Consider the following 15593-nt stretch of genomic DNA (forward strand, 5'->3'; position numbering starts at 1 on the left):
ATACAAAATGAATAATAACAACATACCAGAGCTTTTTGGTAGTATGGTATTTAATGATAATACCATGAAGGAAAGATTACCTAAATCAACCTATAAAGAATTAAAAAAAGCAATTGATAATAATACAACTTTAGATATAAATATTGCAAATATTGTAGCTAACTCAATGAAGGATTGGGCATTAGAAAAAGGAGTTACTCACTTCACTCATTGGTTCCAACCTATGACAGGCATAACTGCTGAAAAGCATGATGCTTTCATATCTCCTACTAATGATGGAAATATCATTATGGAGTTTTCAGGCAAGGAATTAATAAAGGGTGAGCCAGATGCATCAAGCTTTCCAAATGGTGGCATAAGAGCTACTTTTGAGGCTAGAGGATATACTGCTTGGGATCCAACTTCATACGCTTTTATAAAGGATAATACTTTATGTATTCCTACAATATTTATTTCATATAGTGGTGAAGTTTTAGATAAAAAAACGCCACTAATTCGTTCAATGGAAGCATTAAATGTACAAGCTATGAGAATTCTTAGATTATTTGGAAACACTGTTGCAAAGAAAGTTGTAACTACAGTTGGTCCAGAACAAGAATATTTCCTAGTTGATAAAGAATTTTATGATAAAAGATTAGATCTTATCCTTACTGGAAGAACTCTTCTTGGAGCAATGCCTCCAAAGGGACAAGAACTTGAAGATCACTACTTTGGGAATATTAAACCAAGAGTAGCTGCTTACATGGCAGAACTAGATGAGGAGCTTTGGAAGCTTGGTATTTTAGCAAAGACAAAGCATAATGAAGTGGCCCCTGGCCAACATGAATTGGCACCAATTTTTGAAACAACAAATATTTCAACTGACCATAACCAACTTACTATGGAACTTATGAAAAATATAGCTACAAAACATGGTTTAGTATGTTTATTACACGAGAAACCATTTGAAGGTATTAATGGTTCTGGAAAACACAATAACTGGTCATTATCTACAGATCTTGGTGAAAACTTATTAGAACCTGGAGATTCTCCTGAAAAAAATGCTCAATTTATAACATTCTTATGTGCAGTAATTAAAGCTGTTGATGACTATCAAGATTTATTGAGAGTATCTGTAGCTAATGCTGGTAATGATCATCGTCTTGGGGGACATGAGGCACCACCTGCAATAGTTTCTATATTCCTTGGTGAATACTTAACTGAAATACTTGAATCTATCGAATATAGTTCTGACTATACTGCTAAGGATACAGTTCAAATGACAGTCGGTATTGATATACTACCTACATTCCCTAAGGATAATACTGATAGAAATAGGACTTCCCCCTTCGCATTCACTGGAAATAAGTTTGAATTTAGAATGCTTGGCTCCACTTTTTCTGTATCTGGACCAAATATAATTTTAAATACAATAGTAGCAGAAACCTTATCTCAATTTGCTGATTACCTTGAAGATAAAGATGATTTCACTAGATCACTAAATGAACTTATAAAGACAACTCTCCATAATCATAAAAGAATTTTATTTAACGGAAATAATTACTCTGAAGAATGGGTAAAGGAAGCTGAAGATAGAGGGTTATTAAATCTTCCTACCACTGTTGATGCCATGCCTTACTTTATAAAAGATAAAAATTTAGAACTTTTCGAGAAGCATAGTATTTTTACTAAAACAGAAATGCTATCAAGATATGAAATACTTTTAGAGAATTATTCTAAAGTTATAAATATAGAAGCCTTAACTATGATGGATATGATAAGAAAGGATGTATTGCCAAGTGCTATATCCTTTATGAAGGATTTAACTGACTCTATTACAGGTAAAAAATCTGTTGGTCTAAGTAATATTTGTGATATGGAAAAGGGGACTTTAACTCAAATTTCTGTATATGCAAATAATTTATATGATCAAACTGAAAAGCTAAATAGTTTACTAAGAAGAGTGGATGAATTTGTTGATCCTTATTCAACTGCTAATTTCTATAAGACTCTTGTACTTCCTGCAATGGAAGAGGCTAGGTTCAATGCTGATTCTATCGAATCATTAGTTGGTAAAACTCATTGGCATCTTCCAACTTATGTAGATTTACTTTATAGAGTTTAATCTATAGAAAAAAAGCTAGAATCTATTTTTATAGTAGAGAGGTAAAATGAGAATCCCTTTTGGGATTCTCATTATAAACTTAACTTGTAATTAGACTCATCAGGTCTTCTGTACTAATTTTCGCAATATATCCACCATCAGTATATTCACCATCAACAACCTTACTTATAAGTTCTTTCTTTTCCTCTTGAAGTTCAACAACCTTCTCTTCAATAGTTCCTTTAGCAATAAGCTTAATTACTTCAACAACCTTTTTTTGACCTATTCTATGGGCTCTATCACTTGCTTGATCTTCTATTGCTGGATTCCACCAAGGATCAAAATGAATTACCACATTTGCACTTGTTAAATTTAAGCCACTTCCACCAGCCTTAAGAGAAATTAAAAATATCTTTTTATCTTCTCCCTCATTAAATTTATTAACTAAATTAATTCTTTCACTTGCCTTAGTTGAACCATCTAAATAATAATATCCTATTCCTGCTTTATCTAAATAATTTGCCATAATCTTTAATAGTGAGGTAAATTGAGAGAATAGTAATACCTTATCCCCTGATTCTATATATCCTTCTAAAATTTCTAGGGCAACATCTACCTTTCCACTACCTCCATTATAGTCTTCAACTACAATTGATGGCTCCAAGCATATTTGTCTTAACTTTGTTAATGCAGCTAATACTGCAATCCTACTATCTCTTGGATCCATATTTGCAAAATCATTCTTTGCCTCATCTGCAATAATCTTATAAACCTTCTTTTGATTTTGAACTAAATCTACATAGAACTTCTTTTCTATTTTATCAGGTAATTCCTTCATAACATCCTTTTTAAGTCTTCGTAATATGAAAGGTCTTATTAAAGATTTTAATAATTCTATATTACTTCCGGATATAAATTTATTTTGAAAGACCTTTCTACTATATAAATATCCTGGCATTACAAAATCAAATATAGACCATAATTCCATTAGTGAATTCTCTATAGGAGTTCCTGAAAGAGCAAACTTTACTCCTGCATTAACCTCTTTTACAGTCTCAGTGTTCTGAGCTAAAGGATTCTTAATATTTTGTCCTTCATCTATTATGCAATAATCAAATTTCATACCTTTGTATAACTCAATATCATTTCTTAATGTTCCATAGGTAGTAAGAATAACATCATAATTCCTGGACTTTTCTATTAGTTCTAGTCTTTCTTTTTTAGCTCCATGAATAATTGCTACCTTTAGTGATGGTGCAAACTTCTTAAACTCATTCTCCCAATTATATATAAGAGAAGTTGGAGTAACTATTAAAGTACTTTTATTTTCCTCTGAAAGTATAAAGGCTATTGTTTGCAAAGTTTTTCCTAGTCCCATTTCATCTGCTAATACTCCCCCAAAGCCTAGATAACTTAAAGTCTTAAGCCACTTAAAGCCAGTTATTTGATATTCCCTAAGGGTTCCCTTAAGTTCTTCTGGCAAGGTATAGTCTTGACTAGCTAGCTCATGCAACTTATTGGTAATATCTTTTAAAACTTCCTCTCCGCTATAAGGTAATAGTCTACTATTATCTAAAGCTTCCTGTAAATAAAAAGCTTTATTCTTAGGTACATTTAAATTTGTACCTAAATCATTATCCTCACCTGATATTCCTTCTATAAGAGTAAATAACTCCTTAAACTCATCTTGCTCTAAATCCAAGAAACTTTCATCTTTAAGCTTAAAGAACCTCTTATTCTCCTTTATTGCTAACAGAAGTTTATTTGTTTCCTCTTCTCCAACACCTTCTACATGGAAATTTACTTCAAGAAATCCTCTATCCTTCTCCTTTATTGCTGCTTTTATTGAAGGAGTCTTTCTTATATTGTAATTTTTAAAACTCTCTGAGTAATATAACTCCCCAAAGGACTGTAATATTTCTGCACCCCTTACTAAAAAGTAATACATATCATCATCATTCCCATTAAATATAAAACATTTACTACTTTTATAAAATTGGAATTTTTCTAATTCATTGATTAGCTCCTCTTCTTTTTCTATATCTCTTATAATATGCTTATGGCTGTTATTATACCTAAATAAATTAATTTCCTCTTGTCCATATATAATTTTTACATCACAAAATATAAGCCCATTCATTTTATCAAAATAAATATTAAAAATAGGCTTCTCTTTAACTATTTTCTTCTGTAGTGATTCTTCAACCTGAAACTTTTTACTAGCAACCTGAAGTTCTGGCATAACATAGTTAAATACTTTTGTGGAATCTTCCTTATTAAAAGATATCCTCTTACTTTCCTCTAAATATGAATAGATAGTATTAAGACTCTTCTGCTGCCTCTTTGAAATTACATATAAATCTCCTTCATATAAATAAACATCACCTACATCAGTAACCCTTACTGGTAACTTCTCAAAGGACTCTAAATAAACTCCATTGTCATCCTCCCCTAGTAAAAGACTAATAGGAACATCCCCCTCTATAACTTCACTTTTAAATTCATCATTATCTATCTTAAAGTTAATAGTTCTTCCAACAAGGCTTTTTAGTAAACTTGCAAAGGATGTATTTACTATTCTAATTACCTTCCCACTAACAAGTGTATTTCTTGCATATGATCCCTCATTAACTCTATATCCTATATTTATGTACTCCTTAATAAACTCCACTAACTTCTCATCTTCCTTAGAAAAATAACTATTTAAAGGAGTGTATACAAATTCTTTACCATATGCAATATCATCACCACTTTCTAAGGCATTTAAAAAGGCTTCTATATTCTTTAACACATACATCTTATGCTGACCTATTTTAAATTCAACATCTATATTATCAAATTTATAGCCTCTAGATCTGGTTATACTAATCTCTAAATTAACCTTTTCCTTAGGAGACTTCTCTTCTTCTAATTCTTGTAATAATAATGATCCTAACTTATCTAATCTAGATTTTTTATTTTCCCTTTCTTCCTTAACTCTCTCCTTAATAACCTGATTATTTCTAACTAAAGTAGCAATTAAATGCTTGCATAAATACTTTCTATTTCCTCGTAAATAGTGCTTTTCATAGTCCATACAACTACAATAGGTAACCCTAATTCCTTCATTACCTAGATCAACCACTACCTTAGTTGTATAAGTGCTATTACCATACTCAGAACTAATTTTCCCATCTATACTATAAGCTCCAAAAGCCTCGCCAGCCTTTACCTCTTCAACTAAACCATTTCTAACCAACCTTTCTCCTTTTTTTAAGGAAAAATCACTTGTACTTTTATTTAATATATTCTCTAATGTTCTAAGCAAACTAGCACCTTCCTATCCCGCTCTCCATTTAACCCTCTAATCTACATATTTAAGAGTCTTGACTAATCCATCATGAGCTATACTTGAATTTTCCATCATATCAATTGCATTGTTTATAAATGCCCCAGGATCTCCTAAGGCTGGACTAAAATGAGTTAATATAAGTTCTTTAGCATTACCTTCTTTAGCTAATTTTCCTGCCTCCCTAAAGGTCATATGCTTGTTTTTAATAGCTTTATCCATATCCTCATCACTTCCATAGGTTCCTTCACATATAAATAAATCACTATTTTTTATAAACTTTGGTATCTCCTCTATAGGCCTTGTATCAGTTATAAAGGAAAGTCTTATTCCTCTTCTTTCTTCACCTAAAACCATACTAGCTGTATATCTAATTCCTTCATAATCAACTTCATTTCCCTTTTGTAACTTATTCCATAATAACTTAGGTACCTTATTTTTCTCTGCACTCTCTACAGAAAACTTAGGACTCCTCCTAAAATAAAAACTATATCCTATACACTCTGCAGAATGATCTAACTCCAAAGTTGATAGTTCTACATTCCCTAAAATATTAATAACTTCTCCACTAGCTTCAATTATTTTTAGTGGATAAGGTAGATATGAATTTATTACATTTAGTCCATCAACTATCTTCTTAATCCCCTTGGGACCTATTATCGTAACCTCTTCCTCCCTACCACTATTACCCATAGTAGCTAATAATCCTGGAAGACCTATTGTATGATCTCCATGGTAGTGACTTATACATATAACATCAATGGATTTAAATCCCCATCCTATTTTTCTCATTGCAACCTGGGTACCTTCTCCACAGTCTATTAGAATCTTTCTTCCATTAAAATTAATTAAAGTAGCTGACATATGTCTATCTACCATAGGCATTCCTCCTAGAGTTCCTAAGAAACATAAATCTACCATAGATATCCTTCCTTTCAAAGAAGACCACTACTATAAAGCAGTGGTCTTTACATTAATTCTACTATTTAGCTATGTTCATGGTTAAGTATGTGTTTTTCACAATATCCCTTCTTACCACTACATTTGCTACAATATCTAAACTCCATATCTGGATCTTCAACATCAGTTATTCCACAAACAGCACATTTATGAGTGTACTCCTTCTTAACTGAATTTATCTTTCTTTTATAATCCTTCATTCTTATTACTGAACCTGTTCTCATTTTAGTTTCCCTATAATTACTCTTAGCAAAGAATAATAAATAGTTTACTATTGGTACTAGGGTTAAAATAACCCCACCTATACTACCATCAATTAAATTTTTAAGCGCAGATAATAATATTATTGCCCAGTTAAGATATCCTAAATATTTTATTTTTATTGGTAATATGAAAAATAGCAATAACTCAACATCTGGATATATCTTTGCATATGCTAAAAATAAGGATAAATTTATAACTGTACCCGTTGCTGGCATTCCTGTAAGGAATGAAACTATTATAGTTGTAATCATTCCAACTAAATAATATACATTAAACTTAAAACCACCCCATACATTTTCTAAGGCACTTCCTGCCATGTAGTAAAAATATAAGGTAAATACAGCAAACATTAATGACATACCTGGCATTGCAAATACGAAGGTGACTAGTCTCCATATCTCCCCTTCCATTACCCTACTTGGAATAAGTGCTAATTTATATATTAAACCTATTCCAAAAACAGTATCAACAAGGAAAACTGCTGCACTACCAGCAATTATTATTCCCATAAGATTATGAATATAATGTTTACCAAACTTTCTATCTAATTTGTTTAACCAATTCAATACTAAAACTCCCCTTCATCCTTTAGTTTGTTTAATAAGAATTTTACCACAAACAACCACACTTATACAAATATGCATGTACTACTTTTTTAGACATAAAAAAGGCTGACGTTTCCCCCGCGCCAACCTTCTTTTTAGTCTCTATTTGCCTCCCTACAGCAAAAATAGCATCCATCACTATTAAAATAGCAATTTCTTATAGATGATTCTACTGCTTCAATTTCATTGCCAAAATCCCCTAGAAATGTTCTATACATTTCATTAGGCATCTTAGAACAACCTTCTTCGTGCACTTCATGTTGGCCTTTTTCATCAACCTTATCGTTTACATAATAAAAACTCATTTCCAATTCTCCCTCTTCCCCAGATTAATTATACTTTTATACTTACCATTATTACATCATTCATTCAATATGTAAATAATTGTCATAAATATTTTTTATTTTTCATAAAGTTTTCATATTATAAGGTGAAATTTTTCTAATAAAAGGAGAATTTATCCTGTTATAATTATTTTTTTAAAACAAAAATAAGGACTCTAATATCTCTTTTCACTTATACTAGCATGGCTAATATATGCTTCATTGAAATATTAAAATCCTTCTTATTTTATGTAATTATTAATTTTATCTAATTACATCCATGCTTTAATTAGTGCACTCTCTATATACCTTGCAAGAACATTATAAACCAAAATAATCCCTCCGCAATAAAGTGTGTTTAATAAAATTGGTTTAAGTTCATCTTTTATCTTAAATCCTTTTATACTTCTATGAATAAAGAATAAGGCAACCACCCAAGGTACAATATCTTCTATTGATATTATTGGCATTATAAACATAATCCCTATTAAAATATTTAATACTACTTTTTTATTCATTAATACCAGCCTCATCTCTATAATAATTTCCTCGTATCATCTTGTCACTTATATCTATTAAACTTTCTACTTTCTTTTGTTCTTCTTCATCTAATCCATTATAAAGTAATTTTCTATTTGAAAGAATTACATAATCCTTATTAGTATTTAATAGATTTCTTCCTAATGTTAATGAAGTAGAATACTCCTCCTTTGGTGCTCCAAATAAATAAGCTAGTGTTGGTAAAGTATCAACTTGTCCACCATACATTGAAAAAGTCTTTCCTTCTATACTCTTATTATAAATAATCAATGGAACTTTTCTATTATTCTCTTCCATCCATGGCTCTAATCCCTTCATAGTAGCTACTTCATCATCATAGAATTTATGAACACCCTCATGGTCTCCATAAATTGCAACAACTGTATTATCTAAAGTTCCATTCTTTTCAAGGTCTTTTAAAAGTTCTCCTAAATATTTATCTGTATAGTGAATTGAATGGAAGTAACCACCGAGCTTTGTACCTTCTAGATAAGATGGTAACTTAAGTACCTTCTCTTCTTCTGGCATTTCAAAAGGAGTATGACTTGTTAATGTTATTGTGTATCCTAAGAAAGGTTCCTTAACCTCCTTTAGCTTGTCTCCAAATTGCTTTAGATAACTCTTATCTGATACACCAAGATTTATTCTATCAGTTGTATCATAAGCAGTTGAATCTAAGTTAGTCTTATAGCCTATTGACTTAAGATTAGTTAGCCAATTCCAGTACGAGCCCTTATCTGGATGAGATGCCAAGGTATTATAACCCATCCTCTCAAATATGTTAGGAAGAGAATGATCATAAGTATTATTTGGATACCTAAAGAATGTTGAACCTTCTCTTACTGGAAATACTGATGTATTAGTAATAAGTTCTGCATCAGAACTTGTACCACCATAAGTTTGCTCATAAAAATTATCAAAATACAAAGAGTTATTAAGCAATCTATTTAAATTAGGTGTTATTTCTTGTCCATCTACCTTTTGATTTACTATGAAGGTCTCTAATGATTCCCACTGAATTAACAATAAATTTTTATCCTTCATAGCTCCTGCATATTCATTATCAGGATTATTTTCTTTTAAACTTGATAATGTATCCTTCACATTTGCCAGTTCCTCTTCTTCGAATACATATGGCTTGGACTGTTTATAGAAATCAAATGCGTCAAATAAATGATAACCAATAGGGGTTAAATTTGACATTGTCTGATTAGGTGACCAGCAAATTCTAAAAACATATTGATTTTCAAAGGATATTCCCTTATTATCTATCTTTATTCTGGCGTATCCAAGGTAAGTTAGGCACAGAAGCAATAAAGCTAGTCCACCAACTACATTCCTCTTATAAGTTATATCACTCTTTCTAAACTTTATATTTCTAAAAGCAATTACTATTAAATCTATGATAAATAATATATCTACCATTCTGAACATAGAGATTATAGAACTACCTAAATTATCTAAATTACTAGCCATACCAAACATATGGTAATTTAAGAATACAGCATTACTTCTAAAGTACCACATATCCCCTATAACTATAATTGTAAAAATCAAATTTAGGGCCCAAAAAGCCCACTTCTGTGCCTTTCCATTAAAGAAGAATCCTAAGGATAAAAAAGCGGAGTTTATAGTTACCCAAACTAAAAACGGTGGCATTGAATAGAATATCTGCCTTAAGTTAACTCCATTTGCTTTATCATCTGAAATAAGCACTATAAATACTAAGGTCTTAATTAATAGTGTTATTAAGGTCCTTAAAAAGTCTTTATTCTTGACTCCTTCTATAAATTTCTTCTTTATTCTTAAGGGAAGTTTTTCTTTTATAACTACTTCTTCTCCATAATTCAACATAAATATATCCTCCTAACCTAAATTACTAATTAATAATAACATATCCTTTAATAATATTATATTATCTTTACCTTAAGATTTCTTTCCTTTAACTTTAAGTGCAATATTCCCTTTTTTAATGTAGAATAATATTAAATATTTTACTAAGGAGGTTTATATGAATTTTAATTCTATAAATGAAATAAATAATTTAATAAAAGAAAATCCTATGGTTCTTTTATGTTTCTATGGTGATAGTTGTGGTGTTTGCACAGTTGTAAGCGATGCTTTAGAAAAAGAAATGAAGAATTATCCTAATATTAAGTTCTGTAAAATCTTTGCTGAAGATAATATGGAGGTTTTTGCAAAGTATGATGTCTTTACCCTACCAGTTGTTTTATTCTATATTGATGGTAAAGAATATTTGAGAGAAGCTCGTAATATAAGTATTAGAGATCTACTTTTAGATATAGATAGACTTTATTCCCTTTATTAGTTAATTTTATTCTATATTATATTTAATAATAAGGTCTTTAAAGAAGGTTTACTCCTCCAGACCCAGTATTTACTACTATCAGGTCATTAATACTATCACTTATAGAGTTTGACTTCTAAACTCATATATCATATACTAACTTTAGAGCTCAGAAAGAGCACAAATAATAATATCGCGGGATGGAGCAGTTGGCAGCTCGTTGGGCTCATAACCCAAAGGTCGTAGGTTCAAGTCCTGCTCCCGCAACCATAAAACCCAAACTTAATATCGCGGGGTGGAGCAGTTGGCAGCTCGTTGGGCTCATAACCCAAAGGTCGTAGGTTCAAGTCCTGCCCCCGCAACCATAATTAAAAGTACTTCTAATTCTAGAAGTACTTTTTCTGTTTTTATTTTTACTTTAATGTTAAAATGAAACTATCACTATAAAAGGGGGTACATATATGAATAAAAAATATGTTATTGCGTACATACGTGACGGAGGCTTAGAGAGATTAACTAAGGAGGAGGCTTTAAAGCTAACTCATATAAACATAGCCTTTGGTAAAATTAATGATAAAGGTGAACTTTATACTAAGATTAAAAACTTTCACCTTCTAGATAAAATTAGAGGTTATAATCCAGATATTAAATTCCTAATCTCATTAGGAGGTTGGGGAAATGGTGGATTCTCTGAAGCTGCTTCTACTGAAGAAAATAGAAAGAATTTTGCTAAAGATGCAGTAGCATTTATGAAGGAACATAAACTAGATGGTCTTGATGTAGATTGGGAATACCCATGTTGTTCTATCTCAGGTATTACTTCTAGCCCTAATGATAAGGAAAACTTTACCTTACTTCTTAAAGCAATGAGAGAAGAACTTAATAAAGAAGGTGAAAAAGATAATAGATACTATATGTTAACTATAGCTGCTGGTGCTGACAAGTACTATTTAGAATTTACCAATATGGGAGAAGTTCAAAAATACTTAGATTATGTTATGCTAATGACTTATGATCTAAGGGGTGGATTCCAAGTTGTAACTGGTCATCATACTAATCTTTATTCTCCAGAAGGGGATATATTTACAATAAGCACTGATGAATCAGTTAAGATGTTTGAAGCAGCTGGTGTTCCATCAGAAAAAATACTTATTGGTGCTGCCTTCTATTCAAGACAATGGAATGATGTTCCTAATATAAATAATGGATACCTTCAAATGGCACCTGGTACTGGTGGATTTGGTGCTGATTTCACAGTATTAGATAGAGATTTTATAAACAAAAATGGATATGTTAGATATTGGGATGATGTAGCTAAAGCACCTTACTTATTTAATGGTTCTACTTTTATATCTTATGATGACGAAGAGTCAATAAAATGTAAAGGTGAATATGTGAAAGAAAATAATCTCAATGGAATCATGTTCTGGCTATATGATGCTGATGAAACAAGTAAATTGTTAAATGCAGTTCATGAAAGCTTAAATTAACCTAGCTTTTAAAGAAACATAGATGGATATTTGAAGATATATCCATCTATTTTTCTTTTTTATATAACAAAAAAATACTAGTGTAAATACACTAGTATTATAAAAATTAACTAAACAAACTTAGCCATCTTAATTATTCTCTCTCCAAAAAACTCCATATCAAAAGTCTTCTTATAATTTAACTTTTCATAGAACTTTGTTACCTTTTCATCTTTAGCAAGTAAGGATATACCACTACATTTTCTACGTTTTGCTTCCTTTTCTGCATGAGCCATAAGTAACTTTCCTACCCCAAGGCCCCTAGCCTCTTTAGATGTTGCAATGTTAGCTATATATAAATCTCCTGCCTTACACTCTCTAAAAATCATAAATGCTATTGAATCTCTAATATACCTAAGCTTTTCAGCTATTCCTTCAATATGTCTAATTACTCGTACACTTGTCTTAACACTTAAACTATCTAATCTTCCATAAGGTATAGTAATCATTGCTCCTAAGATGTTTCCATCCTTTTCTGCTACAGTTGCATACCTATAACTATATCTAGACTCTTCCATCTTGACTAATTCAGTAAGGTTATCTAAACATTCCTCTTTAGACTCGCCTCCCCAAACATCCTCTGGAAATACCTCTGTATAATATATTAGATTTGCTATTTTTTCTACATCTTCATATGCTGCATTTCTTATTTTTATCCTGTCCGTGTCCATTTATATTCCTCCTAATACAATAGCTAATATCTACTGTATACACTTATTATATGTCATATATGGATCCTTCACATTCATTCTTATGCTCTATAAAAAGTACTTTTAAGCTTTTTTACGGAAGAAAGTATTTTATAGAAATAAGCTTTTAATCTCATTTTTTTATACATAAGTACTTTTTAATCCTTTTCATAATACACCATTGAAATTTGATTCATTTTTGTTAATATTTTCTCATTTTCCTTGAATTATTACATTAATACTGATATATTTAGTACATAGATATTAATTGATAATATTTATTAATTAATATCCATTTTAATGTATTTAGTATAAAAATTGGATACGGAGGTATGATTTATGTTAAAAGAATGGGATAAATTTAACGCAGGTAAATGGACAAAAAATATTGATGTAAGGGACTTTATTCAAAAGAACTACACTCCTTATGAAGGTGATGATAGCTTCTTAGTAGGTGCTACTGAAGCTACTAATAAGCTTTGGGCTGAGGTTAGTGAATTATTCAAGAAAGAAAGAGATAATGGTGGTGTTCTTGATGTAGACACTAAAACTGTATCAGGAATAAATGAGTACAAGCCTGGATATATAGATGAAGCTCTAGAAAAAATCGTTGGGGTTCAAACAGATGCTCCTTTAAAGAGAGCTGTTATGCCTCAAGGTGGTATTAGAATGGCAGAAAATGCTGCTAAATCTTATGGCTACGAAGTAGATCCTAAAATATCTGAAATTTTTAGCAAGTATAGAAAGACTCATAACCAAGGAGTTTTTGATGCTTACACAACTGATATGAAGTTAGCTAGAAAGTATGGTATTGTTACAGGTCTTCCAGACGCATATGGTAGGGGAAGAATCATAGGTGACTACAGAAGAGTTGCTCTTTATGGTGTTGATAGATTAATAGAAGATAAAAATGAACAAAAGTTAAGTTTAGAAGTTAACTGTATCGATGAAGAAGTAATCAGATTAAGAGAAGAAATCGCAGATCAAATAGTTGCCTTAAAGGAATTAAAAGCCATGGCTGCTGCTTATGGACTTGATATTTCAAGACCTGCTAGTAATGCTAAGGAAGCTGTTCAATGGTTATACTTTGGATACCTTGGTTCAATAAAGCAACAAAACGGTGCTGCAATGTCACTTGGTAGAACCTCTACATTCTTAGATATTTATATAGAAAGAGATTTAAAAGAAGGATTAATTACAGAAGAAGAAGCACAAGAAATCGTAGACCACTTTGTAATGAAGCTAAGATTAGTTAAATTCCTAAGAACTCCAGAATACAACGACTTATTCTCAGGAGATCCTACTTGGGTTACTGAATCAATCGGTGGTATGGGCTTAGATGGTAGAGCTTTAGTTACTAAGAACTCATTCAGAATGCTTAATACTCTTTACACTTTAGGGCCTTCACCAGAACCAAACTTAACTGTATTATGGTCAACATTATTACCTCAAGGATTTAAGGACTTCTGTTCAAAGGTTTCAATTGATACAAGCTCTGTTCAATATGAAAATGATGATTTAATGAAACCTTATTGGGGAGATGACTATGCTATAGCTTGTTGTGTATCTGCAATGAGAGTTGGTAAGCAAATGCAATTCTTCGGAGCTAGAGTTAACTTAGCTAAGACACTTCTTTACACTATAAACGGTGGTAGAGATGAAAAGTCTGGGGTACAAGTTGCACCTAAAATGGAAGGTATAAATAGTGAATACCTAGACTATGATGAAGTAATGGAAAAGTTCGATGTTATGACAGATTGGTTAGCTAACCTTTATGTTAATACATTAAATGTTATCCACTATATGCATGATAAATATTCATACGAATCATTACAAATGGCTCTCCACGATAGAGATGTATTTAGAACAATGGCTTGCGGTATTGCTGGATTATCTGTATGTGCAGATTCACTTTCAGCTATTAAGTATGCTAAGGTTAAGCCAATAAGAAATGAAGAAGGAATAGCTATAGACTTCGAAGTTGAGGGAGATTATCCTAAGTATGGTAATGATGATGATAGAGTTGATGATATTGCTGTATTCCTAGTTGAAAATATGATGAAGAAAATCAGAAAGAACAAGACTTACAGAAATGCATACCACACTCAATCAGTATTAACTATTACATCAAATGTAGTATACGGTAAAAAGACTGGAACTACTCCTGATGGAAGAAAAGCTGGAGAACCATTTGCACCAGGTGCTAATCCAATGCATGGAAGAGACAACTCAGGTTCATTAGCATCACTTAACTCAGTTGCTAAGTTACCATATGAAGATTCTCAAGATGGTATATCAAATACTTTCTCAATCATTCCTGATGCTTTAGGAAAGAGTAAGGAAGAAAGAATATCTAACTTAAGTAACCTAATGGATGGATACTTCGGTAACGATGCTCATCATTTAAATGTTAATGTATTTAATAGAGAAACTTTATTAGATGCAATGGAACGTCCAGAAGAATATCCTCAATTAACTATAAGAGTTTCAGGATATGCTGTTAACTTCATTAAGTTAACTAGAGAACAACAATTAGATGTTATTAATAGAACATTCCACGCTAAAATGTAAGGATTGATTTTAATTTAATTTAAAGCATATACAAAGTTAGTTGTATGGCGTGATTAGGCGACAATTGCGATTTTTAGAATTATAATATTAATATAATTTAACAAAATTATTTTTGACGAATTTTTGACGGCAAAAGAAAAAGACTAGGATAGCATTATCCTAGTCTTTTTTATAAATAGTTACCTTTACCGATTTCCAATTATATTTTTTCATTACTATCTCAGCCAATACTATTTTGATTTGTTCTAAGTTAAAATCGTTCTCTTCTTCTGTGATATTTGGTTCGATTATTGTACAAGTTGCCACTATATGCTTCCATTCATATACCTAACATTAATGCATATTATAGATTTAACAAATTTAAAGTAACCTTACTAATATATTAACCTTAAC

Annotated in this window: 11 protein-coding genes and 2 tRNA genes; 6 read left to right on the plus strand and 7 right to left on the minus strand. The window is 31.1% G+C overall.

Annotated elements, in window-relative coordinates; all coding sequences use genetic code 11:
• Nucleotides 1-7 precede the first annotated feature (7 nt).
• Nucleotides 8-2104 (plus strand): glutamine synthetase III family protein, encoded by a 2097-nt coding sequence (locus ACSYT2_RS09705; protein WP_438384612.1) that lies wholly within the window; start codon nt 8-10, stop codon nt 2102-2104.
• 79 nt (nt 2105-2183) lie between these two features.
• Here ACSYT2_RS09705 and ACSYT2_RS09710 read toward each other — a convergent pair whose 3' ends face one another.
• The 6 genes from ACSYT2_RS09710 to ACSYT2_RS09735 form a co-directional block, all read right to left on the minus strand.
• Nucleotides 2184-5390 carry a DEAD/DEAH box helicase gene (locus ACSYT2_RS09710; protein ID WP_438384613.1) on the minus strand — a complete coding sequence of 1069 codons (3207 nt, stop codon included), beginning with the start codon at nt 5388-5390 and terminating at the stop codon, nt 2184-2186.
• Between the two features lie 36 nt (nt 5391-5426).
• Nucleotides 5427-6332 (minus strand): ribonuclease Z, encoded by a 906-nt coding sequence (locus ACSYT2_RS09715; RefSeq protein WP_438384614.1) that lies wholly within the window; start codon nt 6330-6332, stop codon nt 5427-5429.
• Nucleotides 6333-6397: 65 nt separating this feature from the next.
• Entirely contained in the window at nt 6398-7201 is an 804-nt protein-coding gene (locus ACSYT2_RS09720; RefSeq protein ID WP_430855083.1) for a rhomboid family intramembrane serine protease, read from the minus strand.
• A 134-nt stretch (nt 7202-7335) separates the two neighbouring features.
• Entirely contained in the window at nt 7336-7545 is a 210-nt protein-coding gene (locus ACSYT2_RS09725) for a hypothetical protein (RefSeq protein WP_430855084.1), read from the minus strand.
• 290 nt (nt 7546-7835) lie between these two features.
• Nucleotides 7836-8081, minus strand: coding sequence for a hypothetical protein (locus ACSYT2_RS09730; RefSeq protein ID WP_430855085.1), 246 nt, complete (start codon nt 8079-8081; stop codon nt 7836-7838).
• Nucleotides 8074-9957 carry an LTA synthase family protein gene (locus tag ACSYT2_RS09735; RefSeq protein ID WP_430855086.1) on the minus strand — a complete coding sequence of 628 codons (1884 nt, stop codon included), beginning with the start codon at nt 9955-9957 and terminating at the stop codon, nt 8074-8076. Before ACSYT2_RS09735 ends, ACSYT2_RS09730 begins: the two co-directional genes overlap by 8 nt.
• Before the next feature lie 157 nt (nt 9958-10114).
• On the opposite strand from ACSYT2_RS09735, the gene ACSYT2_RS09740 reads away from it, so the two are divergent.
• The 4 genes from ACSYT2_RS09740 (at nt 10115) to ACSYT2_RS09755 (ending at nt 11901) form a co-directional block, all read left to right on the plus strand.
• Nucleotides 10115-10432, plus strand: coding sequence for a thioredoxin family protein (locus ACSYT2_RS09740; RefSeq protein ID WP_430855087.1), 318 nt, complete (start codon nt 10115-10117; stop codon nt 10430-10432).
• A 173-nt stretch (nt 10433-10605) separates the two neighbouring features.
• Nucleotides 10606-10681 (plus strand) — tRNA-Met (locus ACSYT2_RS09745).
• Between the two features lie 19 nt (nt 10682-10700).
• A tRNA-Met gene (locus ACSYT2_RS09750) sits at nt 10701-10776 on the plus strand.
• A 96-nt stretch (nt 10777-10872) separates the two neighbouring features.
• Nucleotides 10873-11901, plus strand: coding sequence for a glycoside hydrolase family 18 protein (locus tag ACSYT2_RS09755; protein ID WP_438384615.1), 1029 nt, complete (start codon nt 10873-10875; stop codon nt 11899-11901).
• A 110-nt stretch (nt 11902-12011) separates the two neighbouring features.
• Here the strand turns inward: ACSYT2_RS09755 and ACSYT2_RS09760 are convergent, their stop codons facing one another.
• A complete protein-coding gene (locus tag ACSYT2_RS09760) occupies nt 12012-12611 on the minus strand; it encodes a GNAT family N-acetyltransferase (RefSeq protein WP_430855089.1) in 600 nt (199 codons plus the stop codon).
• Nucleotides 12612-12968: 357 nt separating this feature from the next.
• On the opposite strand from ACSYT2_RS09760, the gene pflB reads away from it, so the two are divergent.
• On the plus strand, nt 12969-15200 hold the full coding sequence (gene pflB / locus ACSYT2_RS09765) for a formate C-acetyltransferase (RefSeq protein WP_430855090.1): 2232 nt from the start codon (nt 12969-12971) through the stop codon (nt 15198-15200).
• Nucleotides 15201-15593: the final 393 nt, after the last annotated feature.

The sequence above is a fragment of the Clostridium zhoujianii genome (assembly GCF_051590805.1).
In the GTDB taxonomy this organism is placed as follows: Bacteria; Bacillota; Clostridia; order Clostridiales; family Clostridiaceae; genus Clostridium.